The organism is Streptomyces sp. NPDC014882 (assembly GCF_043081325.1).
Classification (GTDB): domain Bacteria; phylum Actinomycetota; class Actinomycetes; order Streptomycetales; family Streptomycetaceae; genus Streptomyces.
Window position 1 is genome coordinate 495,083 of sequence record NZ_JBIBWL010000005.1, and the last position, 26,009, is coordinate 521,091.

Consider the following 26,009-nt stretch of genomic DNA (forward strand, 5'->3'; position numbering starts at 1 on the left):
TATTGCTATGTCCAGGATCGGTGGCATGCGTGGACTGCTTGCTTCCCCGATCGGCGTCACCTGTGCGGCCGCGCTGGCCCTCCCGCTGACGCCCCCCGCCTCCGCGGTGACGGCGCGTCCGGCGTCGACCGCGCAGGCGGCGCCCGCCGCGGCCCGGCCCGCCGGCCCCGCCGCCCCGCTCCCCGGCAGCACCCAGTCGCTGCCCCTGACCCCCCTCGCCCGCGACCGTGCCGCCGGCGCCGAACAGGGCCTGCCGCCCCGCGACGTACGGTCCTTCTCCCTCCTCGGCGTCGTCTGGGACGACCCGGACGCCGAACTGCACGGCCGCGTCCAGGTCCGTACGCGCGCCGCGGGCACCGGCACCTGGTCCGGCTGGCAGGACGTCGAGACGCACAACGCCGACCACGGCGCCGACCCCGACACGCCCGAACGCGCCTCGGGCCGCGTCCGCGGCGCCACCGCCCCGCTCTGGGTGGGGGAGTCGGACGGCGTCGAGGTCCGCGTCAGCCCGGCCGCCGAGCGGCGCACGGAGGACACCGCGGGCGGCTCCCGCACCATGTCCTCGCCCCTCGGACTCCCCGCGGGAATGCGCCTGGAACTCGTCGACCCCGGCACCACCGCCCCCGCCCACGCCCCCGCGGGCCCCCTCCGCGGCCGGGCCGACACCCCTGCGGACGCGGCGGCGGACGCGGTGACGGGCGCGGCGGCGGACGCGGCGGCGGAGCGGGCCGCCGGCACGACGGCCGAGTCGGTGGCGGCCTCCGCCGCCAACGCGGCCCTCGCGCCCCTCGGCGCCACCGAGATCCCCGCCCTCGACCGCGCGGACACCGAGAGCGAACTCCCCATCCTCCGCTCCGGCCGACTGACGGCGGCTCAGCGCGCGAAGCCGTACATCGGCCCCCGCCCCGGCATCGTCACGCGCCGCGGCTGGGGCGCCGACGAGAAGCTGCGGGCGAAGAAGTTCGTGTACACGACGAAGGTCAAGGCCGCCTTCGTGCACCACACGGCCTCGGGCAACACGTACACGTGCTCGCAGGTCCCGTCCCTCATCCGCGGTATCTACCGCTACCACGTCAAGAGCATGGGCTGGCGGGACATCGGCTACAACTTCCTCGTCGACAAGTGCGGCACCATCTACGAGGGCCGCGCGGGGGGCGTGGCGAAGCCGGTCCTGGGCGCCCACACCCTCGGCTTCAACAGCAACAGCATGGGAATCGCCGTCCTCGGCACGTTCACCTCCACCAAACCCTCCGCCGCGGCGGTCGAGGGCGTCGCCCGCCTCACGGCGTGGAAGCTGGGCCTGTTCGGCGCCGATCCGAGGGGAAAGACATACCTGAAGTCCGGCGGTGGCAATCTCTACCGAAAAGGTAAGAACGTACGACTGAACGTGATCTCCGGACACCGGGACGGCTTCGCCACGGAATGCCCAGGACGGCAGCTCTACGGCAAGCTCGGCTCGGCCCGTACGACCGCGGCCGGCTACCAGGGCCGCTGACACCGCCGACACCGCCGACACCCGGATCCCGGGGCCCGCCGGGGACGCCCCCCCCCGGCGGCCCCGCCGGGCTGCGGCGGGCTCCGGCGGGACGGGGACACGTCCAGCGGGGGGCACATTCCATAGCCGTCGGGGGGACTGCGCGTGGGACACCGCACGGCCATCGAAGTTGCCGCACCACGGTCTGCATACACTGGCCGGCCGAAAGACAGTTCGGCCGGTCCCGGCAGGAAGCAGAGACGAAGGTGACAGAAGCGATCCTCCTGGTCGGCGGCAAGGGAACCCGGCTGCGCCCGCTCACGGTGCACACGCCCAAGCCCATGGTCAGGGCGGCGGGGGTGCCCTTCCTCACGCACCAGCTGGCGCGGGCGAGAGCGGCGGGCGTGGACCACATCGTCCTCGCGACGAGCTACCTGGCCGAGGTCTTCGAGCCGTACTTCGGCGACGGCTCGTCGCTGGGCCTCCACATCGAGTACGTCACGGAGGAGGAGCCCCTCGGCACCGGCGGAGCCATCCGCAACGTCGCGTCCCGGCTCCGCTCGGGCCCCGACGACTCGGTGCTGGTCTTCAACGGCGACATCCTCACCGGCCTGGACATCGAACGGCTGGTGGCCATCCACGAGGAGACGGCGGCGGACGTCTCGCTGCACCTGACGAGGGTGACGGACCCGAGGGCGTACGGCCTGGTCCCGACGGACGGCACGGGCCGGGTCCTGGCCTTCCTGGAGAAGCCCCAGAGCCCCGAGGAGATCGTCACCGACCAGATCAACGCGGGCGCCTACGTCTTCCGCCGCTCGGTCATCGACACGATCCCGGCCGGCCGCCCGGTCTCGGTGGAACGCGAGACGTTCCCCGGCCTCCTGTCCGCCGGCGCCCACCTGCAGGGGATGGTCGACTCGACGTACTGGCTGGACCTCGGCACCCCGGCGGCCTTCGTCCGGGGCTCGGCGGACCTGGTCCTCGGCCGTGCCCCGTCCCCCGCGGTCCCCGGCCGCTGCGGCGACCGCCTGATCCTGCCGACGGCCACGGTCGCGCCCGACGCCAAGCTGACCGGCGGCACGGTGGTCGGCGAGGGCGCGTTCGTGGCGGAGGGCGCGCGCGTCTCCGGCTCCACGATCCTGCCCGGCGCGGTGATCGAACCCGGCGCGGTCATCACCGACTCCCTCATCGGCACCCGGGCCCGCGTGGGCGAACGCTCGGTCCTCACCGGCACGGTCATCGGCGACGGCGCGGTGGTCGGCGCCGACAACGAACTCCGTGACGGAGCGCGCGTGTGGTGCGACGCGAGGATCCCGGCGGCGGCCCTGAGGTTCTCCTCGGACCGGTAGCCGCCCCGTCGTTCGAGCCGCCGGGGATTCCCGCCCGTCCGGCGCTCGAGGACGAGGCCCGTTCAGGGCCGCCAGGGGCCGGGGGAAGGGGGCCGGGGTTCTGGGGAACCGGGAACTGGGGGACCCGGGGGCTGCGGGTCCGGGGGACTGGGGGATCGGGACTGGGGGATCGGGGCTGGGGGCGCGGCCCCCGGGGGCCGGGGCGGGAAGGGCCGGCCGGGCGCCACCCCGGGCGGACCCCGCCGCCTCAGAGCCCCCCGATGTCCCCCACCGGCATCCGGGGCCCCCGCCGCTCGGGCGTCCTCCCGCTCAGCAGGATCAACCGCGCGGCCCGGTGCCGCTGCCCCGCGTACGGCTCCAGCAACGCCAGCATCCCCGCGTCGTCCGCGTACCGGTCCCGCGCCAGCGCCCACCCCACGATCCCCGGCAGGTGCAGGTCCCCCACGGTCACGGCGTCCGCCGCCCCGTGACTGCGCTGCACGACCTCCGCGGACGTCCACGGTCCGATGCCCGGCACGGCCTCCAGCCGGGCCCGCGCCCGGTCCGGCGGCATCCGGACCGTCTCCTCCAGCCGCCCGGCGACCCGCACGGCCCGCAGGACCGTCGACGCCCGCTTGTCGTCGACCCCGGCCCGGTGCCAGTCCCACGAAGGGATCAGCGCCCAGGTCCGCGGCGCCGGCATCACCCACAGCCGCCCACCCGCCGCGGGCCCGGGCGCCGGCTCCCCGAACCCGCGCACCAGCGTCCGCCACGCCCGGTACGCCTCGACCGTCGTGACCTTCTGCTCCAGGACCGACGGGATCAGCGACTCCAGCACCAGCCCGGTGCGCAGCAACCGCAGTCCCGGCCGCCGGTGCCGGGTCATCGCCACCAGCCGGTGCCGCGGCACGAAGGCCTCGGGATCGTCCGCGGCCCCGAGCAGTTCGGGCAGCCGCTCCAGCAGCCACTCGGCCCCCGGCCCCCAGGCCTCCCCGCGCACCGTGCCCTCGCCGGGCACCACCGAGACCCGCAGCGTCCCCGGCCCGCCGGGCGTCAGACTGGCCCGCCACACCGATCCGTCGGGCATCGTCCGGAACGTCGGGTCCGCGGGCCCGCGCCGGAGCGGACCCAGCACCAGTCCGATATCGAGCGGCCCGTCCGGCGCCCAGGTCCGCACCCGCCCGGCAGCGGACGCCCGCCGGGGCGTCCCGGCGCCCACGCCGGCGTGCCCGCCGCGCGCGGGCACGGGGGCCCGCCCCACGCCCTTCGGGCCGTGGGGGAGCGGGGGCCGGGGAGCGAAGCGTCCTGCCACGAGTGAGGTCCTAGCCGGGCGGGGTCGGGCGGGCGGACCGGGAGGGGCCGCGCCGCGGGGCGACCGGAGCCCTACGAGGGTAGGCGCGGAACCGCCCGGAGGTCACCGCACCTCCACGAAGCCCGCCACCTCGCGCACGGGCCGGGCCCTCGGCTCCTCCGCGGGATGCCCGACCGCCACCGCCCCCATCGGGTCCCAGTCCCCGGGCAGCTCCAGCACCTCCCGCACCACGTCCCGGCAGAACATGGTCGACGACACCCACGCGGACCCCAGCCGCTCCCCGGCCAGCGCGACGAGGAAGTTCTGCACCCCGGCCCCGGCCGCGACGACGAACATCTCCCGCTCGGCCGCGTCCCGCCGCGCGTCGCCGTAGGTGTGCGAGCCGTCCGTCACCAGGCACGGCACGACCAGACAGGGCGCGTTGCGCAGGACGTCCCCGCGCCGCACCCGCTTGGCGATCGACTCCTCCGGCCTGCCGTCCCGCCGCAGGTCCTCGATCCACGCGTCCCGCATGGCGTCCAGCAGCCGGACCCTGGACCGTGCCGACTCCAGGAGCACGAACCGCCACGGCGTCGTGTGGTGCGGCGCCGGCGCCGTCAGGGCGGCGGCCACGGCCCGCCGCAGCGCGCCGGGATCGACCGGCTCGTCGGTGAAGGAACGCACGGTCCGCCGCTGGGTGACCGCCAGCCGTACGGCCTCGGACGTCCCGAGGCGGAACATGTCGTCGCGCGCGCCGCGCACCAGGGCACGGGCGCCCTCCCCGCCGTCGTCGGCCACGACCCGGGACAGCCCCCGCACCACGGCCACGGGCAGCCCCGCGGCCTTCCCCTTCACCAGGTCGCCCGCGGCAGCCAGTTCGTCCGCCGTGGCGACGACGGTGGCGCCGAGCGGGTTGCCGTACGCGTCCGTGCCGCCCCGCAGGTCGTCCAGCACGCGGACGCCCGCGGCGCCGATCGCCACGTCGGTCAGTCCCGCGCGCCAGGGCCGCCCGAAGGTGTCGGTGACGACGACCCCGACGTCGACGCCGAGCGCGTCGCGCAGCCCGTCGCGGATCGCGCGCGCGGAGGCGTCCGGATCCTCGGGCAGCAACAGCACGGTCCCCGCGGGGGTGTTGGAGGCGTCGACGCCGGCGGCCGCCATGACCAGGCCCTGCCGGTTCTCGACGATCCGCAGCGCCCCGCGGCGGGCCACGACCCGCACGGTCTCCGCGTCGATCGCGGCCTCCCGGTCGTCCGCCCGGACGACGCGCCCCTCCGCCTTGGACACGATCTTCGAGGTCACCAGCAGGACGTCCCCGTCGGCGAGCCCCGGCTCGGCGGCGGCGACCAGCTTGGCGAGGTCGTCCCCGGCCCGCACCTCGGGCAGCCCGCCGACGGCCCAGACCCGGTACCCGGTCTCCGCGCTCACGCGCCCCGCACCTCCTCGGCCAGCGCCAGCGCCTCCGCGGCCATCCGCGCGCTCGCGTCGACGTCCGTCATCATCAGCGGGACGGCCCGGCAGCGGATCCCGGCGGCCTCGATCCGCGCCACGGAACCCGCGTCGACGGTGTCCACGAGCCAGCCGTCCAGCAGCCCCGAGCCGTAGTGCTCGGCGACCGCGGCGGCCGTCGACTCGACGCCGACCGCCGCCAGCACCTTGTCGGCCATCCCCCGCACGGGCGCGTCCCCGACGATGGGGGAGAGGCCCACCACCGGCACCCCGGCCTCGGCGATCGCCTCGCGGATGCCGGGCACGGCGAGGATCGTGCCGATGGACACGACCGGGTTCGACGGCGGGAAGACGATGACGTCCGCCTCGGCGACGGCCTCCAGCACACCGGGCGCGGGCTTCGCCTGCTCGGCGCCGACCGGCACGATCGCCTCGGCCGGCACCGACGCCCGCAGCCGCACCCAGTACTCCTGGAAGTGGACGGCCCTGCGCTCGCCGTCCACCTCGACGGCGACGTGCGTCTCGACGCGGTCGTCGCTCATCGGGATCAGCCGGACGCCCGGCTTCCACCGGTCGCAGAGCGCCTCGGTGACCGCGCTGAGCGGGTACCCGGCGCCGATCATCTGCGTGCGCACGATGTGCGTCGCGAAGTCCCGGTCGCCCAGCCCGAACCACCCGGGCCCCACGCCGTACGCCGCGAGCTCCTCCTTGACGCGGAACGTCTCGTCGGCCCGCCCCCAGCCCTGCTCCTCGTCGATGCCGCCGCCGAGCGTGTACATCACCGTGTCGAGGTCCGGGCAGACCTTCAGCCCGAAGAGGTGGATGTCGTCCCCGGTGTTGCCGATGACCGTGATGTCCGCGTCCGGCGCGGCCCGCTTCAGACCGCGCAGGAACCGGGCACCACCGATGCCGCCTGCCAGAACCACAATGCGCATGCGCCAAGTCTTGCAGGCGGGTACGACAACCCGTCACACGGTCGCCGCCCGCCGCCCCGGGCCGGCGGGCGGCGGCTCACGCGGTGACGGCACGTCCCTCGCAGTACGGCGCCGTGTGCATCGGCATCTCGGTCAGGCCGGGGAAGTACACGTGCAGGCTCACGGCCGGCTCCAGCGTGTCGTTGACCACCTCGTGGACGTACCCCGGAGCGAAAACGCGCTGCGCGCCGCCCGTCAACGCGCGCGTGGCGCGCTCCGTGCGCTCGGTCAGCGTGCCCTCCAGGACGGTCAGCACGCCGGAGGAACGGCCGTGGCCGTGCGGTCCGGTGCCCTGTCCGGGCACCCAGGACAGCAGCCACACTTCGTAGCCGGGGCCGGTGCGCAGCCGGTGGTACCAGCGGCTGGTCGCGTCGTACCGGACGAGGTGCTCCCACCCGGAGCGGTCGGCGGCGATCGACCGGGCCAGGCCGGCGAACTCGGCGACGGTGGCCGGGTGTTCGCGGGGGGCCTGGAGGAGGTGGGGGACTTCGAGGATGTCGCCGGCGATCTGGAGGTCGCTGTCGCTGTTCATGGGATGCGGTGGTCCTCGGCGGGAGAAGAGGTGGGGGCTGGGTGTCACGTGCCGTCCGCCCGGATCACGGGCGAGAGGGGTGCCCTGGTGCGGGCGGGAGCAGGCAGCCGAGTCGGGGTTCGACTCAGGAGCAGCCGGAGCGCGGGGAGGGGCTCAACAGCTGGAACGGCGACAACAGCTACAGCGCGCCCGGGCAGCACCGTGGGACCCGGCGGTGCGGGTCGAGGTGGGGGCCGAGTTCGCGAGCATGCCCACAAGGACAGCGGTTCACACCCCCGGTGTCAACTCGGCAGCCGTGGGGCGGGACCGGTTCACCTCATCAGGTCCATCTGTGAAGTGAAAGGTTTGTGCATGCCCTCACCGGGACACATGGCGCACAAGCCGGGCGCCAGGACCCGTCGCGATGCCGTGGTCCGACTGTGATCCGGTTCGCTTCCGGGCGCGCGTCGGAACGAGATCGCTCCGCCGGGCGTCCTTCCCCGCACAGGGACCGTGCGGGGCGGAGGTCCTCCGGGGCCTCGTCTGCGTGTCAAGGTTTATGCCGATTTGAACACTTACCGCATGGCCTTGGTTCCGCAGAGTGAATAAGAGGCCCAATAGCAGATCTCGGCTTGACTCGCCCGGAGCAGCACACTTGTAATTTCACTCGTGTCGTTCAGCCGCCATCGGTGACGGCCACGTCACGGGGACGCGAAAGACAGAGCGAGGGGCGCACATGACCGAGCTGGTGCAGCAACTGCTGGTCGACGTCGACGACGCGGACGAGGAACTCGGCTGGCAGGAGCGCGCACTGTGCGCCCAGACCGACCCCGAGTCCTTCTTTCCCGAGAAGGGCGGCTCCACCCGCGAGGCCAAGAAGGTCTGCCTCGCCTGTGAGGTCCGCTCCGAATGCCTCGAGTACGCCCTGGCCAACGACGAGAGATTCGGCATCTGGGGCGGACTGTCCGAGCGGGAGCGCCGCCGGCTGAAGAAGGCGGCCGTCTGAGCGCGGCCCGGCCCGAGGCCTTCAACGGCCCGTCGCAGGTGGCTTGTCCACAGGCGGCGGGCCGCCGTCGTGCCCAGCCGATAGTGTGGGCGCTCGTCCGAGACACCCCGCCGCCCCCGTGCGGTGCGGGCGTCCACCGCAGTCCACCGAACCGGGGCCCGTACCTCGATGTCCGTGCACAGCCAAACGGCAGGTCGACACGACGCTGCCACTCCTGAGTACCCGCGCCACGTGGTGACCGCGGTCCTCGTCTCCCACGACGGCGCCCGCTGGCTGCCCGACGCGCTCGCCGGCCTGCTCGGCCAGGAGCGTCCCGTCCAAGCCGTCGTGGCCGCCGACACCGGCAGCGCGGACGACTCGGCCCAGCTGGTCACCGACGCCCTCGGCGCCGACCGCGTCCTGCACCTCGCCCGGCGCACCGGCTTCGGCCAGGCCGTCGAGGAGGCGAGCCGGACCGTCCCGGTCCTCACCCCCGACGAACTGCCGTACCTCAAGCGCCCGAGCGGCTGGGACCCCGTCACGCGCGCCTGGCGCGACGACGCCTACGACCTGCCCGACCTTCCGCACGGCGAACCCGTCCAGTGGCTGTGGCTGCTGCACGACGACTGCGCGCCCGAACCCGACGCCCTGGCCGAACTGCTGCGCGTCGTGGAGAACGAACACGAACTGGGCCGTGACGACGTCGCCGTCGTCGGTCCCAAGCTCCGCGGCTGGTACGACCGCCGCCAGCTCCTCGAGGTCGGCGTCACCATCGCCCACTCCGGGCGCCGCTGGACCGGCCTGGACCGCCGCGAACAGGACCAGGGCCAGCACGACCACGTGCGCCCCGTGCTGGCCGTCTCCACCGCCGGCATGCTCGTCCGCCGCGACGTCTTCGAGGAGCTCGGCGGATTCGACCGCCGCCTGCCCCTCATGCGTGACGACGTCGACCTGTGCTGGCGGGCGCACGCCGCCGGCCACCGCGTCCTCGTCGCCCCCGACGCCGTCGTCCGGCACGCCGAGGCCGCCTCCCGCGAGCGACGCGCCGTCGACTGCGCGGGCCGCACCACGGCCTCCCCCCACAAGGTCGACAAGGCCGGTGCCGTCCACACCCTCCTCGTCAACAGCCGTACGACCCTGCTGCCCTGGATCCTGTTCCGCCTGGTCGTCGGCACCCTCCTGCGGACCGTCGCCAACCTCGTCGGCAAGGTCCCCGGACAGGCCCTCGACGAGATCCGCGGTCTGCTGGGCGTCCTGCTGCGACCCGAGCGGATCGTCGCCGGACGACGCCGACGCGGCGCCTCCCGGATCGACAAGGACGAACTGCGCCCGCTGTTCCCGCCGCCCGGCGCGACCGTGCGGGCCACCGTCGAACAGGTGGCGGGCAACCTCTTCGGCGCCACCGACACCGAGACCACGACCGGAGCCGGCCGGCACGGCGGCGCCGTCGAGTCGGGTCCCGGCGGCGACGACGCCGACTTCCTCGAGATCGAACAGTTCGCCCGCCTCAAGCGCATCGCCCGCAAACCGGGCCCGGTGCTCTTCCTGGTGCTGCTGATGGTCTCCCTGATCGCCTGCCGCAACCTCCTGGGCGGCGGCGCCCTCGCCGGAGGGGCCATGCTGCCCGCCCCGGCCGACGCCTCCGCACTGTGGTCGCGCTACCTCGACGCCTGGCACCCGGTCGGCGCCGGCGGCACCCCGTCCGCCCCGCCGTACCTCGCGGTCGTCGCCCTGCTGGCCTCCCTGCTGTTCGGCTCGACCGGCCTCGCCGTCACCGTGCTGCTGGTCTGCTCGGTTCCGCTGGCCGGCCTCACCGCCTACTTCGCCTCCCGCCCGCTCATCGGGTCGAGCCTGCTGCGCGCGTGGGGCGCCGTCGTCTACGCCTTCCTGCCCGCCGCCACCGGCGCCCTCGCGGGCGGCCGCATCGGCACCGCCGTCCTGGCCGTCCTGCTGCCGCTCATCGCCCGCGCGGGCATCGCCGCGAGCGGCCTCGCCCACCCCTCCGGCGCGCGCGGCAGCTGGCGCGCCACCTGGGCGTACGCCCTGCTGCTGACGCTCACCACCGCCTTCACGCCGATCGTCTGGCCCATCGCGCTGGTCCTCGGCCTCGCCGTCCTCGCCGTGCGCCGCACCGACGTCCCCGCCTACGGCCTGCGCTTCCTCGTCCAGCTCGGCACCCCCCTGCTGGTCCTCGCGCCCTGGTCGCTCTCGCTGCTCCCGCTCGGCTTCTTCACCGAAGCCGGCCTGGAGTACGGCCCCTCGGCGGCCTCCGCGACCGACCTGCTCGGCATCAGCCCCGGCGGCCCCGGCACGGTCAGCGGCCTGATGCTCATCGGCGTCGTCCTGGCCGCACTGGCCGCCCTGCTGCGCACGGAGCGCCGCCTCGGCATCCGGACGGCCTGGGCGGTCGCCCTGACCGGCCTCGTCTTCGCGGTCCTGTCCAACGCCTCCGCCTGGGCCGGCCCCGCCACCCTCGTCTACGGCATCGCCCTGGTCGCCGCCGCCCTCATGGGCGCCGACGGCGCACGCACGCGGGTCGCCGAGCAGAGCTTCGGCTGGCGCCAGCCGGTCGCCGCCCTCATCGCCTTCGCCTCGGCCGCGGGCCCGCTGCTCGTCGCCGCGGGCTGGATGCTCGGCGGAGCCGACGGCCCCCTGGAGCGCCGCGACCCGGTCCAGGTGCCCGCCTTCGTCGCCGAGGAGAGCAACACCCGCGACCAGGCCCGCACCCTCGTCCTGGACAGCGACTCCACCGCCCGCGTCGGCTACATGCTGGTCCGCGGCTCCGGCGCCCGCATGGGCGACGCCGAACTCGCCGCGGCCGCCGGGCAGAACGCCGCCCTCGGCAAGGTCGTCGCCAACCTCGTCGCCGGCTCCGGCGCCGACCAGGCCGACCAGCTCGGCAAGTTCGCCGTCCGCTACGTCCTCGTCCACAAGGGCGCGCCCCGCGAGGTCACCCGCGTCCTGGACGCCACCCCCGGCCTGTCCCGGCTCAGCCAGCAGGACGGCGGCGCCCTGTGGCGGGTCGACCAGGAGGTCTCCCGCGCGGCGATCGTCGCCGCCTCCGGCAAGGGCGCCCCGACGGCGGTCGCCGCGGGCCCGGTCGACCTCCACACCACGATCCCCGAGGGCGCCGACGGCCGGATCCTGCGCCTGGCCGACGCCGCCGCCGACGGCTGGACCGCCACCCTCGACGGCGAGCCGCTCACCCGCACCACCGTCGACGGCTGGGCCCAGGGCTTCGAACTCCCCGCCTCCGGCGGCCGCCTGGACGTCACCTACGACGACCCGTTCGGCCACACCGCCTGGCTGTGGGCGCAGGGCCTCCTCGCCCTCGTCCTGGTCGTCCTCGCCCTGCCCGGCCGCCGCCGCGACGTCGACGACGACCTCCCCGAGGAGCAGCCCGTCCCGGCCCGGGGCGTCGAGGGCGAGGGCCGCCGCGCCCGCCGCCTGCGCGCCCAGGCCGAGTCCGAGGACCCCGGCCGGGACGAGGACGTCACGTCCCCCGCGCCCGAGGCGACCCCGGCCGCGGTGCCGCACCAGCAGTCCTACGACGACTGGGAGGCGCCGGCCGACCCGCCCGCCCGCTACGACGAGCACCACCAGGGCATCCCCCGGCAGCAGACAGCCGGAACCCACGACCAGCCCTCCTACGACCAGGTTGCCTACGACCCGTACCAGGCGGGCCGGTACGACCCGTACGCCTACGAGGCCCACCCCGAGGCCACCGCCGCGTACGACCAGGCCTACCGGCAGAGCTACGACCCGTCGGGGTACCGGCAGGACGGCTACGACCCCGCCTACGACCCGGCGCAGCACCCCCACGGCACCGGCAGCGAGCGCCCCGACGGGAGCCAGCAGTGAACCGCACCACCCTGTCCCTGATCGCCGGCACGGCCGCCCTGGCCGCCGTCACCGGTTTCGCCGCGCTCAGCGAGCCGGACGCGCCCGGCACGGAGACCGCCGAGGCGGCCGCGGTCCTGCCCGTGGAGCGCACCGGCCTGCTCTGCCCGGCACCCAGCGCCTCCGACCTCGCCGAGACGACGTACACGTCGTTCACCCCCGTCACCAAGGGCACCGGAAGCGACGGCTCGGCCGAGCTCCTGGCCGCTTCGGTCGAGTCGACGGACACCTCTGCCGACGAGGACACCGGGAAGCCGACCGGGGACGACGGGACCACGGACGACAAGGCGGACAGCGACAAGGCGGGCACCGACAAGGCAGCCGACGGCGGGAAGACCGACGGCGGGAAGACCGCGGCCAAGCCGGTCCTGACCTCCAAGGCGCCCGGCACCCCCGTCACCGCCGAGACCTCCGGCGCCGACGATCCCGCGCTCGTGGGCACCGCCGAAGGCAGACTCGCGCCCGGCTGGACGGTCCAGCAGACCACCCAGGTCACCGCCGGCAACGGCCGCGGCCTGCTCGGCGTCACCTGCGCCGCCCCGGACACGGAGTTCTGGTTCCCGGGCGTCAGCACCGCGGCCGACCGCACGGACTACGTCCACCTCACCAATCCCGACGACTCCGCGGCCGTCGCCGACATCGAGCTGTTCGGCAAGGACGGCGGCGTCACGACCACGGTCGGCGAGGGCCTGACGGTCCCGGCGCACTCCAGCAAGCCCATCCTGCTGTCCACCCTCACCGGCGAGAAGCAGGACGACCTGACCGTCCACGTGAACGTCCGCAGCGGCCGCGTCGGCGCCGCCGTACAGGCCCTGGACGACAAGCTCGGCGGCGACTGGCTGGCCCCGTCCACCGACCCCGCGGGCACCCTGGTCGTCCCCGGCATCCCCAAGGACGCCACGGCGGTCCGCCTGGTCGCCTTCGCGCCGGGCGGCGCCGACGCCGACCTCAAGGTGCAACTCGCCTCCCCCACCGGCCTGATCACCCCCGCCGGCCAGGAGACGCTGCACGTCAAGGCAGGCATGACGACCGCCCTCGACCTGGGCGACGTCACGCGCGGGGAGCCCGGCTCGCTGGTCCTGACACCCACCGACGGATCGGCACCGGTCGTCGCGGCCGTCCGGGTCGTGCGCGGCAAGGGCGACCGGCAGGAGTCCGCGTTCATCCCCGCCACCGGCCCCATCGGCACGCGCGCGTCCGTCGTCGGCAACGGGGCCAAGGACGCCACGCTCTCCCTGACCGCGCCCACGGCCACCGCCAAGGTCAAGGTCACCGCGTCGGCGGGCACCGGCGCGGGCACCGCGGCCACCAAGACGTACACGATCAGGCAGGGCACCACCCAGGACGTCGAACTCCCGGTCCCCGCGGGCCTCAAGGGCACCTACGCCCTGACCGTGGAGAACCTCACCGACGCCCCCGTCCACGCCGCACGCACCCTGACGGCGACGGAGGGCGGCATCCCCGGCTTCACCGTCCAGACGCTGCCGGACGACCGGGGGACGGTGGCGGTACCGGAGGCCGACGAGGACCTGACGGTGCTGCAGAAGTGAGGAGGGCGAGGGGAGCGCGCGGCCGCCCGCGCGCTCAGTCCTCGCCGTAGCGGGGATCCACCGTCTCCGGGGTCAGCCCCAGCAGCTCCGCCACCTGTTCCACGACGACCTCGTGCACCAGCGCGGCCCGCTCGTCCCGCCCCTTGGTGCGGATCTCGACGGGCCGCCGGTAGACGACCACCCGCGCGCGGTGGCCGTCCCGGGCGGAGACCGTGCCGCCCAGCGGAACCGCCTCGTCGTTCCACGGCCCCCCGGAACCGTCCGGCCGCGGCACCTCGAGCACCATGAAGTCGATGTCGGCGAGCTGCGGCCACCGCCGCTCCAGCCGGTCCACCGAGTCCTGCACCAGGTCCGCGAACACCTCGCCGCGGCTCGCCGCCAGCGGTACCTGAGGGGGCGCGATCGGCCCGCGCATCCCCCGTCCGTGGCGATCACGACGGCGGGGGCCGGGGGCTGCGGCACGAGGCGGTACGGGGCTGTCCATCACCACCGCAGCGTAGTCCCCGCCGCCCTCCACCGCCCGGTTCCACGCGGCAACCCGGCCACCGCTCGGCCGCCGCCCGGCCGCCGGCTCCGCAGGGCCGGGGACGGCCATTCCGGCCAAGGTCCGGCTCGATTCCGTATCCCTCCGAGACCGTCGAACTCGCGGCAATTGATGGCTTTTGTCCGCGCCGACGGGCGGACCTGGGCACCTTCCTCACCCTCAGGACTGGTGTTCGCGCAGGTCAGCGGGGTATGACTGGAGTCGTCTGTGGGGCGTTTCACAACCCGACACGGTGGAGTGACCTGGTGGAGAGTCGTCGCGGCCCGCTCAAGAGTGCGGTACCGTCCAACGTCGTGAGCCCTGTACGTCGCTGTTCGCGAACCGCCTGCGGCCGACCCGCCGTCGCGACGCTGACGTACGTCTACGCCGACTCGACCGCCGTCCTCGGCCCGCTCGCCACCTACGCCGAACCCCACTGCTACGACCTGTGCGCCGAGCACTCCGAGCGCCTCACCGCCCCGCGCGGCTGGGAGGTCGTCCGGCTCCTCGACGGCTCGGCGCCCGCCCGCCCCAGCGGCGACGACCTCGAAGCGCTCGCCAACGCCGTCCGCGAGGCGGCCCGCCCGCAGGGACGCGCGGCCGGTGCCGCCGGCGCGAGCCGCGGGGCGGACCCGATGGAGGTCGCCCGCCGCGGCCACCTGCGGGTACTGCGCTCACCGGACAACTGACCCGTCCGCTCCGCCTCGCTCCCCGCGGCCGGCGCACGGCCGCGGACCCGCCGTCACGGCGGACGGAACCGGACCGAACGCTTCCCTCCCCCTCCGCGGTCCGGGCCCGAGAACGCGGCCCGCGTCACGGCCGCGCACCGGAGCAGGCGGACCCGCCACGGCCCGCCGGTCGCGCCGGGTAGTTTGTGGTGACTGACGAGACTTTCAGGAAGGTTTGGCCGTGGCTGCTGATCTGTCGCAGATCGTGAAGGCGTACGACGTACGCGGGGTGGTCCCGGATCAGTGGGACGAGTCGCTGGCCGAACTGTTCGGGGCGGCCTTCGCCCAGGTGACCGACGCCGAGGCGATCGTCGTCGGCCACGACATGCGTCCCTCGTCCCCCGGCCTGTCCGCCGCCTTCGCCCGCGGCGCGGCCGCCCGCGGCGTGCACGTGACCGAGATCGGCCTGTGCTCCACGGACCAGCTCTACTACGCCTCGGGCGCGCTGGACCTGCCGGGCGCCATGTTCACCGCCTCGCACAACCCGGCGCGGTACAACGGCATCAAGCTGTGCCGGGCCGGCGCCGCCCCGGTCGGCCAGGACACCGGCCTGACACAGATCCGCGAACTGGTGGAGACCTGGTCGGAGAAGACCCGCCCCGAGCCGGCCGCGCGGCCCGGCACGATCACGCGGACGGACACGCTGGACGACTACGCGGCCCACCTGCGCTCCCTCGTCGACGTCACCGCCATCCGCCCCCTGAAGGTCGTCGTCGACGCGGGCAACGGCATGGGCGGCCACACCGTCCCCACCGTCCTCGACGGCCTGCCCCTGACCGTCGTCCCCCTGTACTTCGAACTGGACGGCACCTTCCCCCACCACGAGGCCAACCCCCTCGACCCCGCCAACCTCGTCGACCTCCAGAAGCGGGTGCGCGAGGAGGGTGCCGACCTCGGCATCGCCTTCGACGGCGACGCCGACCGCTGCTTCGTGATCGACGAACAGGGCGACCCGGTCTCCCCGTCCGCGATCACCGCCCTCGTCGCCGCCCGCGAACTCGCCCGGCACGGCGGCAAGGGCACGGTCATCCACAACCTGATCACCTCGTGGACCGTCCCCGAGGTCGTGAGGGAGAACGGCGGCACCCCCGTCCGCACCCGCGTCGGCCACTCCTTCATCAAGGCGGAGATGGCCCGCACCGGCGCGATCTTCGGCGGCGAGCACTCCGCCCACTACTACTTCAAGGACTTCTGGAACGCCGACACCGGCATGCTGGCCGCCCTCCACGTCCTGGCCGCCCTCGGCGGCCAGGAGACCCCCCTCTCCGCCCTCGTCGCCCAGTACGACCGCTACGCCGGCTCCGGCGAGATCAACTCCACGGTCGACGACCAGCAGGCCCGCATCGCCGCGATCAGGTCCGCCTACGGCGCCCGCCCCGACACCACCCTCGACGAACTGGACGGCCTCACGGTCACCACCCCCGACTGGTGGTTCAACGTGCGCCCCTCCAACACCGAACCCCTCCTCCGCCTCAACGCGGAGGCCCGCGACGAGCAGACGATGAGGAAGATCAGGGACGAGGTCCTGACCCTCATCAGGAACTGAGACCCCCACCGCCGGACCGACGGAGCGCCGACGGGGCGCTTCGACCGACGCCGACGCCGACGGTTCGCGGGCGGGGTGAGCCGGCCGGTACCGGGTGCTTTCAGCCCGTCCGGTAATCGGCAGGCAGGGTGAGCCGACCGGTGCCAGGTGCTTTCAGTTGTCCGGTAGTTCGCGGGCGGGGTGAGCCGGACGGCGCCGGGTGCTTTCAGCCCGTCCGGTAATCGGCGGGCAGGGGGAGCCGGCCGGTGTCGGGTGCTTTCAGCCCGTCCGGCAGCTCACGGGCGGGTCACCTGACCGGTGCCGGGTGCTTTCAGCCCGTCCGGCGATTGAGGACGAGGCCGTCCAGGCCGATGGGGGTCCAGGGGGCCTGCCCTCTGGCGGGGTCCTGAAGGGGCGGAGCCCCCTTCAGGACGGGACGGGAAGGGGCGGCGGGGGCGACGAACCCTCACCGGACCACCCCCCACCCCACCCCGGCCAGCGGTACCCTGACCAGGCACATCCACCCCGGACCCACCAGCCACATCCGCCCCACGTTCACCCCGCAAGCACCCCGGAATCACCCCCGGCCCACCCCGAAAGGACACCCCATGCCGCTCGAAGCCGGCCTCCTGGAGATCCTCGCCTGCCCCGCCTGCCACGCCCCCCTGGAGGAGCAGGACACCGAGCTGATCTGCACGGGCCAGGACTGTGGCCTGGCGTACCCGATCCGCGACGGCATCCCCGTTCTCCTCGTCGACGAGGCCCGCCGCCCCGCGTAACGGAGCCCGCCCCGCCGTACGGGCCGAAGCCGACCGCACACGAGGCGACCCGCACACGAGGCGACCCGCACGCCAGGCGCCCGCCAGCCGAGGCGCACGCGAGGCCACGCGCCCGCAGGGGCCGACGCACCCGCGAGCACCCGCCGGACGAGGCGCCCGCACCGCCCACCCGCGCAGCGCCCCCACAGCACCCCACCGCGCCCCGCACACCGACGACCACAGGCGATCGGAGACCTGACGCCATGCTCGACGAATCGCTGCTCGACATGCCGGAGGCCCTGGCCGAGGCGGACCACCGCGCCCTCCTGCGGGGAGCCGCCGAGGCCGGCGCCCGCGTCCGCACCGCCGTCCGGCACGCCACCGAGGCAGGCGTGCAGCGGCTCGAACCGGACGGCCGCCCGCGCGCGATCCTCCTCGCGGGCCCCGGCGCCGCCGCCACCTGCGTCGCCGACCTCCTCGGCACCCTCGCCGGCGCCGCCTGCCCGGTCACCCGCCTCGCCCCCGCCGGCGTGGCCCCCGCCGCGGGCGCCCTGCGCTGGGAACTCCCCGGCTGGGCGGGTTCCGTGGACCTCCTCCTCATCACCACCCCCGACGGCACCGAGCCCGGCCTCTCCCTCCTCGCCGAGCAGGCGTACCGCCGCGGCTGCACCGTCGTCGCCGTGGCCCCCGCCGGCTCCCCGCTCGCCGAAGCGGCCGACGCGGTGCACGGCCTGTTCGTGCCGATGGCGACCGCCCCGTACGAGCAGGACGAGCAGCCCCCCGTCGCGGCCTCCGCCCCCGGCGTCCTGTGGGCGCTCCTCACCCCCCTGCTCGCGCTCCTGGACCGCATCGACCTGATCTCCGCCCCGCCCGAGGAACTCGAGAAGGTCGCCGACCGCCTCGACCACATCGCCGAACGCTGCGGCCCGGCCATCGCGACCTACAGCAACCCCGCGAAGACCCTGGCCGCCGAACTCGCCGACTCCCTGCCCGTGATCTGGACGGAGGGCACCTCGGCCGGCCCCGCGGGCCGCCGCTTCGCCGCCGCCCTCGCCGAACTCGCCGGCCGTCCCTCCCTCGTGGCCGAACTCCCCGAGTCCCTCGCCGCGCACAGCGCCCTGCTCGCCGGCCCGCTCGCCGCGAGCGCCGATCCGGACGACTTCTTCCGGGACCGCGTCGAGGAAGCGCCCGCCCTGCACGCGCGCGTGGTGCTGCTGCGCGACCGTCCGATCGGCGGCCTCACCGCCGCCCCGGCCGCCCGCGAACTGGCCCTCAGCCACGACACGCCGATGAGCGAGCTGGAACCGGAGGCCGGCGACGAACTCGTCGCCCTGGCCGAACTGATCGCCATGACGGATTTCGCCGCCGTTTACCTGGCGCTCGCCTCGGGAGCCTGATCTGACGACGACGGTCCGTGCCGGCCCGCGAAAGCCGGCACGGACCGTCGCCCCGGACAGCGACAGGCAGCCGCCCGCCCGCCGGACACCTGACGGCCGACAACCGCCCGCCGGTGGCCGGCAGCGGCAGGCCGACCGCCGACCATCGAACGCCGTCCGCCCGACCGCAGGACAGACAGAACAGGCAGGCAGACACCCGCATGGACCGCCTCGACAACACCATCCGCCCCTACGCGTGGGGTTCCCCCACCGCCATCCCGCACCTGCTCGGCGTCGAACCCACCGGCGAACCCCAGGCCGAGATGTGGATGGGCGCCCACCCCGGCGCCCCCTCCCGCACCCCCCGGGGCACCCTCGGCGAGGTCATCGAGGCCGCCCCCGAGCGGGAACTGGGCGAGAGGACCGTCGCCAAGTTCGGCCCCCGCCTCCCCTTCCTCCTCAAGCTCCTCGCCGCCGGCGCCCCCCTCTCCCTCCAGGTCCACCCCGACCTGACCCGGGCCGAGGAGGGCTACGCCGACGAGGAGCGCCGCGCCGTCCCCGCCGGCGCCCCGCACCGCAACTACAAGGACGCCAACCACAAACCCGAACTCATCTGCGCCCTCACCGAGTTCGACGGCCTGTGCGGCTTCCGCGACCCGGCCCGCGCCGCCGACCTCCTCGACGCCCTCGACGTCGACTCCCTCAAGCCGTACGTCGACCTGCTGCACGCCCAGCCCGAGGAAGCCGCCCTGCGCGAGGTCCTGACGGCGATCCTCACCGCGGACCCCGACGAGACGGCCCGCACGGTCGCGGCCGCGACCGCCGCCTGCGACCGGCTCGGCGGCGACCACGCCCCCTACGCCGGCCTCGCCCACCACTACCCCGGCGACCCCGGCGTCATCGCGGCGATGCTCCTCAACCACGTCCGCCTCCAGCCGGGCGAGGCCCTCTTCCTCGGCGCCGGCGTCCCGCACGCCTACCTCAGCGGCCTCGGCGTCGAGATCATGGCCAACTCCGACAACGTCCTGCGCTGCGGCCTCACCCCCAAGCACGTCGACGTCCCCGAACTCCTGCGCGTCGTCCGCTTCGAGTCCGGCGACCCCGGCATCCTGCGCCCCGAGGCCGCCCCCGACGGCGAGGAGGTCTACGAGACCCCCGTCGACGAGTTCCGCCTCTCCCGCTACGTCCTCCCCGAGGGCGCCGCCCCGCACGACCTCACCCTGGCGACCCCGCAGATCCTGCTCTGCACGGCCGGCACCGTACGGGCCGGCGAACACGGCCTGACACCCGGTCGGTCGGTCTTCGTCCCCGCGGGCGAAACGGCCGAAGTGTCCGGAACCGGCACCGTCTTCAGGGCCACCGTCGTCGCCTGACGCATCCCGCCCGCCCGTCCGGGCACCCGCACCACGGGCCGGGCTGCAACAATGGCCCACCGCAAAGGACGGGCAAAGCCACGGACGGCGCACGGCCCGCCCGGCACCCGCACGAGGCGGCCCCGGGGCGACACGAACGCGCCACGGGGACGACCCCGAAGAACGACCCGAGGACGAAGGGACAACGCGAACACATGAGCGCGTCAGGCGGCACCAGGGCGATCGTGGCGGCACTAGCCGCCAACCTCGCGATCGCGGCATCGAAGTTCGTGGCGTTCGCGTTCAGCGGCTCGTCGTCGATGCTCGCCGAAGGCGTGCACTCGCTCGCCGACTCCGGCAACCAGGCCCTCCTCCTCGTCGGAGGAAAGAAGGCCCAGCGCGAGGCCACCCCGCAACACCCCTTCGGCTACGGCCGCGAACGCTACATCTACGCCTTCCTGGTCTCCATCGTCCTGTTCTCGGTCGGCGGCATGTTCGCCATCTACGAGGGCTACGAGAAGATCAAGCACCCCCACGAGATCGAGCACTGGTACTGGCCGGTCGGCGTCCTCGTCTTCGCCATCATCGCCGAGTCCTTCTCCTTCCGGACGGCCGTCAAGGAGTCCAACCCGCTGCGCGGCTCGCTCTCCTGGGCGGAGTTCGTACGCCGCGCCAAGGCCCCCGAACTCCCCGTCGTCCTCCTCGAGGACCTCGGCGCGCTCGTCGGCCTCGTCCTCGCCCTCGGCGGCGTCGGCATCGCCCTCGCCACCGGCGACGGCGTCTGGGACGGCATCGGCACCCTCTGCATCGGTGTACTGCTCATCCTCATCGCGCTCGTCCTCGCCGCCGAGACCAAGTCCCTGCTCCTCGGCGAGGCCGCCGGCCCGGAGGAGACCCGCAAGATCGAGGCCGCCGTCGTCGACGGCACCACCGTCACCCGCATCATCCACATGCGTACCCTCCACCTCGGCCCCGAGGAACTCCTCGTCGCCGCCAAGATCGCCGTACGGCACGACGACACGGCCACCGAGATCGCGCAGGCCATCGACGCCGCCGAGTCCCGCATCCGCCAGGCCGTCCCGATCGCCCGCGTCATCTACCTCGAGCCCGACATCTACAGCCGGACCGAGGCCGCCAAGGGCCCCGACGCCGAAGCCACCCCCGGCGGCCCGGCCCACCCCCAGGCCGGCCACTGACCCCGGACCGCCTTCCAGCGACCGTCCACCCGGCCCACCCGACGGGGCCCGCCGACCACCGGCGGGCCCCGTCGCCCTTCCCGGACCCCGCCGCCACAACGGCGTGATCTGTTCGCCGGCGGACTGGGGCCGTCCCCCGCGTCCGGTGTAGCTTGGAACGGAGCCAGACGTCGCTGCTGATGGCGGTCGGGCGGTCGCACACGGACCGTCCGAGGGAGAGAGGGCCTCCGACGGACTGCGCTGCGCGCACGCGGGCATGCCTGTGTCCCCCCAGGGCACCCCTGTGTCCGCCGCCGCGCAGACCAGCCGTACCCAGACCTCTCCCCAACCCGAGGAGCAGCTCCACATGACGACTGTCGACAACCGGCAGGACTTCAAGGTCGCCGACCTCTCCCTGGCCGAGTTCGGCCGCAAGGAGATCACCCTCGCCGAGCACGAGATGCCCGGCCTGATGTCGATCCGCAGGGAGTACGCCGAGGCCCAGCCCCTCGCCGGCGCCCGCGTCACCGGCTCCCTGCACATGACGGTGCAGACCGCCGTCCTCATCGAGACCCTGGTCGCGCTCGGCGCCCAGGTCCGCTGGGCCTCCTGCAACATCTTCTCCACCCAGGACCACGCGGCCGCCGCCATCGCCGTCGGCCCCGACGGCACGCCCGACAACCCGCAGGGCGTCCCGGTCTTCGCCTGGAAGGGCGAGACGCTCGAGGAGTACTGGTGGTGCACCGAGCAGGCGCTGACCTGGCCGGACAGCCCCACCGGCGGCCCGAACATGATCCTCGACGACGGCGGTGACGCCACCCTCCTCGTCCACAAGGGCGTCGAGTACGAGAAGGACGGCAAGGTCCCCTCGGTCGACACCGCCGAGAACGACGAGCACCGCGTCATCCTCGAACTCCTCCACCGCACCATCACCGACGGCTCCCAGAAGTGGACGCAGCTGGCGTCCGAGATCCGCGGCGTGACCGAGGAGACCACCACCGGCGTCCACCGCCTGTACGAGATGCAGCGCGACGGCGTCCTGCTGTTCCCCGCGATCAACGTCAACGACGCGGTCACCAAGTCGAAGTTCGACAACAAGTACGGCTGCCGCCACTCGCTGATCGACGGCATCAACCGCGCCACCGACGTCCTCATCGGCGGCAAGACCGCCGTCGTCTTCGGCTACGGCGACGTCGGCAAGGGCTGCGCGGAGTCGCTGCGCGGCCAGGGCGCCCGCGTCATCGTCACCGAGATCGACCCGATCTGCGCACTGCAGGCGGCGATGGACGGCTACCAGGTCACGACCCTCGACGAGGTCGTCGACAAGGCCGACATCTTCATCACCACGACCGGCAACAAGGACATCATCATGGCCTCGGACATGGCCAAGATGAAGCACCAGGCCATCGTCGGGAACATCGGCCACTTCGACAACGAGATCGACATGGCCGGCCTCGCCAAGGTCCCCGGCATCGTCAAGGACGAGGTCAAGCCCCAGGTCCACACCTGGACCTTCCCCGACGGCAAGAAGATCATCGTGCTGTCCGAGGGCCGCCTGCTGAACCTGGGCAACGCCACCGGCCACCCGTCGTTCGTGATGTCCAACTCCTTCGCGGACCAGACCCTGGCCCAGATCGAGCTGTTCACCAAGCCCGGCGACTACCCGACCGGCGTCTACACCCTGCCCAAGCACCTCGACGAGAAGGTCGCCCGCCTCCACCTGGCCGCACTCGGCGTGAAGCTCACGACCCTCCGCCCCGAGCAGGCCTCGTACATCGGCGTCGACGTCGACGGCCCGTACAAGTCGGACCACTACCGCTACTGAGCCCACCCGCCCACCGGGGAGCGCGTCCGCGCACGGATGCGCTCCCCGGCAGCAGGTCCTCCGAGACAGGCCCCCGCACCCCCGTGTCGGGGGCCTGCCCCGTCGGCCTCAGGCCGGACCGGCCGGCACCCGCACCGGCCCGGCACGCCGAGGTGACCGGACCGGACCGTCACACCCCAGGACCCCCATGCCCCGCGGCCGCTACGCGCTCCACGATCCGCACGATCACACCCCCCTCGCACACGAACACTTCCAATGCGCCCCCGGCCCTTCCGGCTGGCGCTACGTCTCCCGGCTGACCACCCCCACCGGCGATCACCACGGCTCCGTCGACCTCACGCTCGACGCCCTCGGACGCCCCCTCCGCCTCGAACTCCACGCGAGCGACTGGCAGGTACGCGGCGCGGCCCTCGACGGCGTCACCTGGGTCCGCACCGACCCCACCGGGAGCCACGCCACGGAAGGCAACGTCCCCGCCCACGCCTTCACCGGCACCTCCCCCGCATTCCTCGTCGCCACCGCCCGCCTGCTGCGCCTCACCCCCTCCGCGTCCGCGACCCGCGTACGCCTCGTCGCCTTCACCGACCCGGTCCTCGCCCCGCGCACCGTGGACCAGTCCTGGGCCTTGGTGGGAAGAGAAACACACACCACTGACAACGGCCCCCTGACCGTCGACGAGTACCAGGTCACAGCCCTGGACACCGGGGAACAGCACACCGTGCACCTCACCGGGGACGTCGTCCTCGCGGCGCCCGGCGTCGAGCTGGAAGACCTCGAATCACCCCCGTCGGCCTTCGACTGACCCCACCCCGGCGACGGCTACGCGGGCGGGACGAACCCGGTGGCGGACCGCCCGCCCGCCGGCGGCTCCACCGGTGCCCCCGAACACGCGCTCCCGGGCGTCGCAACCGGCGTCTGCCCGGCCCCGGCACCCCCCTGGACGACCGGCCCACCCGGGACCGGCGCACCCGACGGCCCGGCCCAGGCCGCGGAGGCCTGCCCCGCCACCGCAGGGCCCTGGCCCGCCACCGGCCCTCCGCCGAACGCCCGCCGTGCCTCCCGCACCTGCCGCTCCTGCACCACCGCGGCCACATACGCGGCCGGCGGCACCCCCGGCGGCACCGCGGTCCCCGTACGCTCCGCGAGATCACCGGCCAGCCGCTCCGCCATCGCCCACCCCACCTGCGGATCCAACTGGTTCATCCGCCCCAGGTACTGCCGGGCCGCCAACCACAGCCCGTCCGGCACCGCCGACAGGTCGAGCCCCGAGAACCTCCCGGCCAGCCACGGCGGAGGAGGCGGAACGAAGCCCACCCGTGCCGCGGGCACCCGCTCCCGCACCACGAGCGTCCCCGCGAACACATCACCCAGCCGACGCCCCCGCGCCGACACCAGCGAGGCGACGCACGCCACCACCCCGGCCGTCAGCAGGATCTCCACCACCCCGAGCGCACCCCGCACCAGCGCATGCCGGAACCGGATCGGCCCCCCGTCGTCCCGCACCACCCGCAGCCCACAGGCCGCCTTCCCGAGGGACCGCCCGTGACTGAGGGTCTCCACCGCTATCGGACCCCCCACCGGCACCAGCAGGAAGGTGGCGATCGACACCGCCGCCCGCGCCGCCTCGTCCAGCGACGCCGTCGCCATCAGCAACGCCACACCGACCACCGCGTAGGCCACCAGAGCCACGGTCAGATCCAGCAGCACGGCCAGCGCCCTGCTGGGCAACCTGGCAGGCCGCAGCTCCAACGCCACCGCCTCACCCGTCACCAGCTCACTCACGCCCGAGCCCCTTCCCCGACCTGCCGAGACACCGGCCAGTCTGCCAAGCTGAGAGCACATCGCGCCGCAGTACGACAAGCTGACCCCGACCGGTCCGCCGACGAACAGCCGAGGAGCAGGCACCCGATGGACCTCGACGTCTTCGTCTCCGCCCACCGAGCCGAATGGGACCGCCTCGACGCCCTGCTGCGCCGCCGCCACCTCACCGGCACCGAGGCCGACGAACTCGTCACCCTCTACCAGCGCACCGCCACCCACCTCTCCCTCATCCAGTCCAGCGCACCCGATCCCCAGCTCACCGGCCGGCTGAGCCGACTGGTGGCACGCGCGCGCAGCACCGTCACGGGCACCCGCACGGCCTCCTGGCGCGACGTCACCCGCTTCCTCACCCGCAGCTTTCCCGCGGCGGTCTACCGCTCCCGCCACTGGTGGGTCCCCACCGCCCTGGCCTCCACGGCACTCGCGGCGCTCCTGGGCTGGTGGATCGGCACCCACCCGGAGGTCCGGTCCTCCATCGCGGCCCCGGACGAACTCCGTGCGCTCACCCGTCCCGGCGGTCAGTACGAGACCTACTACTCCAGCCACCCCGCAGCGTCCTTCGCGGCCCAGGTGTGGACGAACAACGCCCAGGCCGCGGCCATGTGCCTGGTCCTGGGCGTCTTCCTCGGTCTCCCGGTCCTCTGGATCCTCTTCCAGAACATGCTCAACCTCGGCGTCGGCATCGGGCTGATGTCCTCGGCGGGCCGGCTCGACACCTTCCTCGGCCTGGTCCTCCCCCACGGCCTGCTCGAACTGACCGCGGTCTTCGTCGCCGCGGGAACCGGCCTCCGGCTCGGCTGGAGCGTCATCGATCCCGGTCCCCGCCCCCGCCGCACGGCCCTGGCCGAGGAAGGCCGCGCCGCCCTCGGCATGGCGATCGGCCTGGCCCTGGTCCTCTTCGTCTCCGGCGTCGTCGAAGGCTTCGTCACCCCGTCCGACCTGCCCACCTGGTCCCGCATCACCATCGGCATCACCGTCGAGCTGGTCTTCCTGGCCTACGTCTACGTCCTGGGCGGCAGAGCGGCCCGAGCCGGCGACACGGGCGACCTCGAAGCAGCCGAACGCAGCGCCACGGTGCCGACCGCCGCCTGATGTGCATGTACGGCGGATGAACTGCTAGTCTCCTCTTCGCCCCACAAAACCTGTTGACACGGGTCGCGCGGGGAGGTAGATTCGAACAGTTGCCTGGACTGGGCTGAACCGGTCGGCGGCAGGGTTAGTATCTATAAAGCCTCTCGGAACTCGATTCCGCAGAAGCACTCCGAATGCATCGGGAATGAGTGGCCGGTCAGAACGGCCCGGAACTTCTGATAAAGTCGGAACCGCCGGAAAGGAAACCGCGAAGAAAAGCGCGGGATTCTGGAAAGCACCGAGGAGATCGGGCCGGGAAACGGTCTGATAGAGTCGGAAACGCAGGACCGAAGGGAAGCGCCCGGAGGAAAGCCTGAGAGAGTCTCTCGGGTG

20 protein-coding genes are annotated in these 26,009 nt (G+C 74.0%); 14 read left to right on the plus strand and 6 right to left on the minus strand.

Translation table 11 applies throughout. The annotated features are described in order from the left end of the window. Positions 1 to 25: 25 nt before the first annotated feature. Entirely contained in the window at positions 26 to 1,495 is a 1,470-nt protein-coding gene (locus ACF09K_RS15895; protein WP_392243892.1) for a peptidoglycan recognition protein, read from the plus strand. 245 nt (positions 1,496 to 1,740) lie between these two features. Next, positions 1,741 to 2,823, plus strand: coding sequence for a sugar phosphate nucleotidyltransferase (locus ACF09K_RS15900; protein ID WP_392243894.1), 1,083 nt, complete (start codon positions 1,741 to 1,743; stop codon positions 2,821 to 2,823). 247 nt (positions 2,824 to 3,070) lie between these two features. Here the strand turns inward: ACF09K_RS15900 and ACF09K_RS15905 are convergent, their stop codons facing one another. From ACF09K_RS15905 to ACF09K_RS15920, 4 genes are all read right to left on the minus strand, one after another. After that, positions 3,071 to 4,114 carry a DNA-3-methyladenine glycosylase family protein gene (locus ACF09K_RS15905; protein ID WP_392243896.1) on the minus strand — a complete coding sequence of 348 codons (1,044 nt, stop codon included), beginning with the start codon at positions 4,112 to 4,114 and terminating at the stop codon, positions 3,071 to 3,073. A 102-nt stretch (positions 4,115 to 4,216) separates the two neighbouring features. Then, the gene (locus tag ACF09K_RS15910) at positions 4,217 to 5,521 is read right to left on the minus strand and encodes a coenzyme F420-0:L-glutamate ligase (protein ID WP_392243898.1); all 1,305 of its coding nucleotides are present in this window, start codon (positions 5,519 to 5,521) and stop codon (positions 4,217 to 4,219) included. Then, positions 5,518 to 6,477, minus strand: a complete 960-nt coding sequence (cofD, locus tag ACF09K_RS15915) for a 2-phospho-L-lactate transferase (protein WP_392243900.1) — start codon at positions 6,475 to 6,477, stop codon at positions 5,518 to 5,520. Before cofD ends, ACF09K_RS15910 begins: the two co-directional genes overlap by 4 nt. 76 nt (positions 6,478 to 6,553) lie before the next feature. Continuing rightward, positions 6,554 to 7,048, minus strand: coding sequence for a cysteine dioxygenase (locus tag ACF09K_RS15920; protein WP_392243902.1), 495 nt, complete (start codon positions 7,046 to 7,048; stop codon positions 6,554 to 6,556). A 715-nt stretch (positions 7,049 to 7,763) separates the two neighbouring features. Here ACF09K_RS15920 and ACF09K_RS15925 point away from each other — a divergent pair. The 3 genes from ACF09K_RS15925 (at position 7,764) to ACF09K_RS15935 (ending at position 13,462) form a co-directional block, all read left to right on the plus strand. Next, entirely contained in the window at positions 7,764 to 8,033 is a 270-nt protein-coding gene (locus ACF09K_RS15925; RefSeq protein ID WP_020128551.1) for a WhiB family transcriptional regulator, read from the plus strand. A 168-nt stretch (positions 8,034 to 8,201) separates the two neighbouring features. After that, positions 8,202 to 11,873: a glycosyltransferase gene (locus ACF09K_RS15930; RefSeq protein WP_392243904.1), complete on the plus strand. Its 3,672-nt coding sequence runs from the start codon at positions 8,202 to 8,204 to the stop codon at positions 11,871 to 11,873. Continuing rightward, positions 11,870 to 13,462: a DUF5719 family protein gene (locus tag ACF09K_RS15935; RefSeq protein ID WP_392243905.1), complete on the plus strand. Its 1,593-nt coding sequence runs from the start codon at positions 11,870 to 11,872 to the stop codon at positions 13,460 to 13,462. Before ACF09K_RS15930 ends, ACF09K_RS15935 begins: the two co-directional genes overlap by 4 nt. A 34-nt stretch (positions 13,463 to 13,496) precedes the next feature. Here ACF09K_RS15935 and ACF09K_RS15940 read toward each other — a convergent pair whose 3' ends face one another. After that, the gene (locus ACF09K_RS15940; protein ID WP_392243907.1) at positions 13,497 to 13,946 is read right to left on the minus strand and encodes a metallopeptidase family protein; all 450 of its coding nucleotides are present in this window, start codon (positions 13,944 to 13,946) and stop codon (positions 13,497 to 13,499) included. A gap of 305 nt (positions 13,947 to 14,251) precedes the next feature. On the opposite strand from ACF09K_RS15940, the gene ACF09K_RS15945 reads away from it, so the two are divergent. The 8 genes from ACF09K_RS15945 to ACF09K_RS15980 all read left to right on the plus strand — a co-directional run bounded on the left by ACF09K_RS15945 (position 14,252) and on the right by ACF09K_RS15980 (position 23,526). Then, the gene (locus ACF09K_RS15945) at positions 14,252 to 14,674 is read left to right on the plus strand and encodes a DUF3499 domain-containing protein (protein ID WP_150471320.1); all 423 of its coding nucleotides are present in this window, start codon (positions 14,252 to 14,254) and stop codon (positions 14,672 to 14,674) included. A 220-nt stretch (positions 14,675 to 14,894) separates the two neighbouring features. Continuing rightward, entirely contained in the window at positions 14,895 to 16,259 is a 1,365-nt protein-coding gene (locus tag ACF09K_RS15950) for a phosphomannomutase/phosphoglucomutase (RefSeq protein WP_392243909.1), read from the plus strand. A 587-nt stretch (positions 16,260 to 16,846) separates the two neighbouring features. Further along, entirely contained in the window at positions 16,847 to 17,017 is a 171-nt protein-coding gene (locus ACF09K_RS15955) for a Trm112 family protein (protein ID WP_086171145.1), read from the plus strand. Between the two features lie 242 nt (positions 17,018 to 17,259). Further along, a complete protein-coding gene (locus ACF09K_RS15960; RefSeq protein ID WP_392243911.1) occupies positions 17,260 to 18,393 on the plus strand; it encodes an SIS domain-containing protein in 1,134 nt (377 codons plus the stop codon). A 200-nt stretch (positions 18,394 to 18,593) separates the two neighbouring features. Then, positions 18,594 to 19,745 (plus strand): mannose-6-phosphate isomerase, class I, encoded by a 1,152-nt coding sequence (gene manA, locus ACF09K_RS15965; protein ID WP_392243913.1) that lies wholly within the window; start codon positions 18,594 to 18,596, stop codon positions 19,743 to 19,745. A gap of 194 nt (positions 19,746 to 19,939) precedes the next feature. Beyond that, positions 19,940 to 20,920, plus strand: coding sequence for a cation diffusion facilitator family transporter (locus ACF09K_RS15970; protein WP_392243915.1), 981 nt, complete (start codon positions 19,940 to 19,942; stop codon positions 20,918 to 20,920). Between the two features lie 346 nt (positions 20,921 to 21,266). Next, positions 21,267 to 22,724 (plus strand): adenosylhomocysteinase, encoded by a 1,458-nt coding sequence (gene ahcY, locus ACF09K_RS15975; protein WP_392243917.1) that lies wholly within the window; start codon positions 21,267 to 21,269, stop codon positions 22,722 to 22,724. A gap of 187 nt (positions 22,725 to 22,911) precedes the next feature. After that, on the plus strand, positions 22,912 to 23,526 hold the full coding sequence (locus ACF09K_RS15980; RefSeq protein WP_392243918.1) for a hypothetical protein: 615 nt from the start codon (positions 22,912 to 22,914) through the stop codon (positions 23,524 to 23,526). 17 nt (positions 23,527 to 23,543) lie between these two features. Here ACF09K_RS15980 and ACF09K_RS15985 read toward each other — a convergent pair whose 3' ends face one another. Next, on the minus strand, positions 23,544 to 24,506 hold the full coding sequence (locus tag ACF09K_RS15985) for an RDD family protein (RefSeq protein WP_392243920.1): 963 nt from the start codon (positions 24,504 to 24,506) through the stop codon (positions 23,544 to 23,546). 126 nt (positions 24,507 to 24,632) lie between these two features. On the opposite strand from ACF09K_RS15985, the gene ACF09K_RS15990 reads away from it, so the two are divergent. Then, a complete protein-coding gene (locus tag ACF09K_RS15990; RefSeq protein WP_392243922.1) occupies positions 24,633 to 25,637 on the plus strand; it encodes a stage II sporulation protein M in 1,005 nt (334 codons plus the stop codon). Positions 25,638 to 26,009: the final 372 nt, after the last annotated feature.

Excerpts from the sequence above, each read along its gene's own strand:
- ACF09K_RS15895 (WP_392243892.1), top strand. The coding sequence starts at position 26 with ATGCGTGGACTGCTTGCTTCCCCGATCGGCGTCACCTGTGCGGCCGCG.
- cofD (WP_392243900.1), bottom strand. The coding sequence starts at position 6,477 with ATGCGCATTGTGGTTCTGGCAGGCGGCATCGGTGGTGCCCGGTTCCTG.
- ACF09K_RS15920 (WP_392243902.1), bottom strand. The coding sequence starts at position 7,048 with ATGAACAGCGACAGCGACCTCCAGATCGCCGGCGACATCCTCGAAGTC.
- ACF09K_RS15925 (WP_020128551.1), top strand. The coding sequence starts at position 7,764 with ATGACCGAGCTGGTGCAGCAACTGCTGGTCGACGTCGACGACGCGGAC.
- ACF09K_RS15930 (WP_392243904.1), top strand. The coding sequence starts at position 8,202 with ATGTCCGTGCACAGCCAAACGGCAGGTCGACACGACGCTGCCACTCCT.
- ACF09K_RS15940 (WP_392243907.1), bottom strand. The coding sequence starts at position 13,946 with ATGGACAGCCCCGTACCGCCTCGTGCCGCAGCCCCCGGCCCCCGCCGT.
- ACF09K_RS15955 (WP_086171145.1), top strand. The coding sequence starts at position 16,847 with ATGCCGCTCGAAGCCGGCCTCCTGGAGATCCTCGCCTGCCCCGCCTGC.
- ACF09K_RS15960 (WP_392243911.1), top strand. The coding sequence starts at position 17,260 with ATGCTCGACGAATCGCTGCTCGACATGCCGGAGGCCCTGGCCGAGGCG.
- manA (WP_392243913.1), top strand. The coding sequence starts at position 18,594 with ATGGACCGCCTCGACAACACCATCCGCCCCTACGCGTGGGGTTCCCCC.
- ACF09K_RS15970 (WP_392243915.1), top strand. The coding sequence starts at position 19,940 with ATGAGCGCGTCAGGCGGCACCAGGGCGATCGTGGCGGCACTAGCCGCC.
- ahcY (WP_392243917.1), top strand. The coding sequence starts at position 21,267 with ATGACGACTGTCGACAACCGGCAGGACTTCAAGGTCGCCGACCTCTCC.
- ACF09K_RS15980 (WP_392243918.1), top strand. The coding sequence starts at position 22,912 with ATGCCCCGCGGCCGCTACGCGCTCCACGATCCGCACGATCACACCCCC.
- ACF09K_RS15990 (WP_392243922.1), top strand. The coding sequence starts at position 24,633 with ATGGACCTCGACGTCTTCGTCTCCGCCCACCGAGCCGAATGGGACCGC.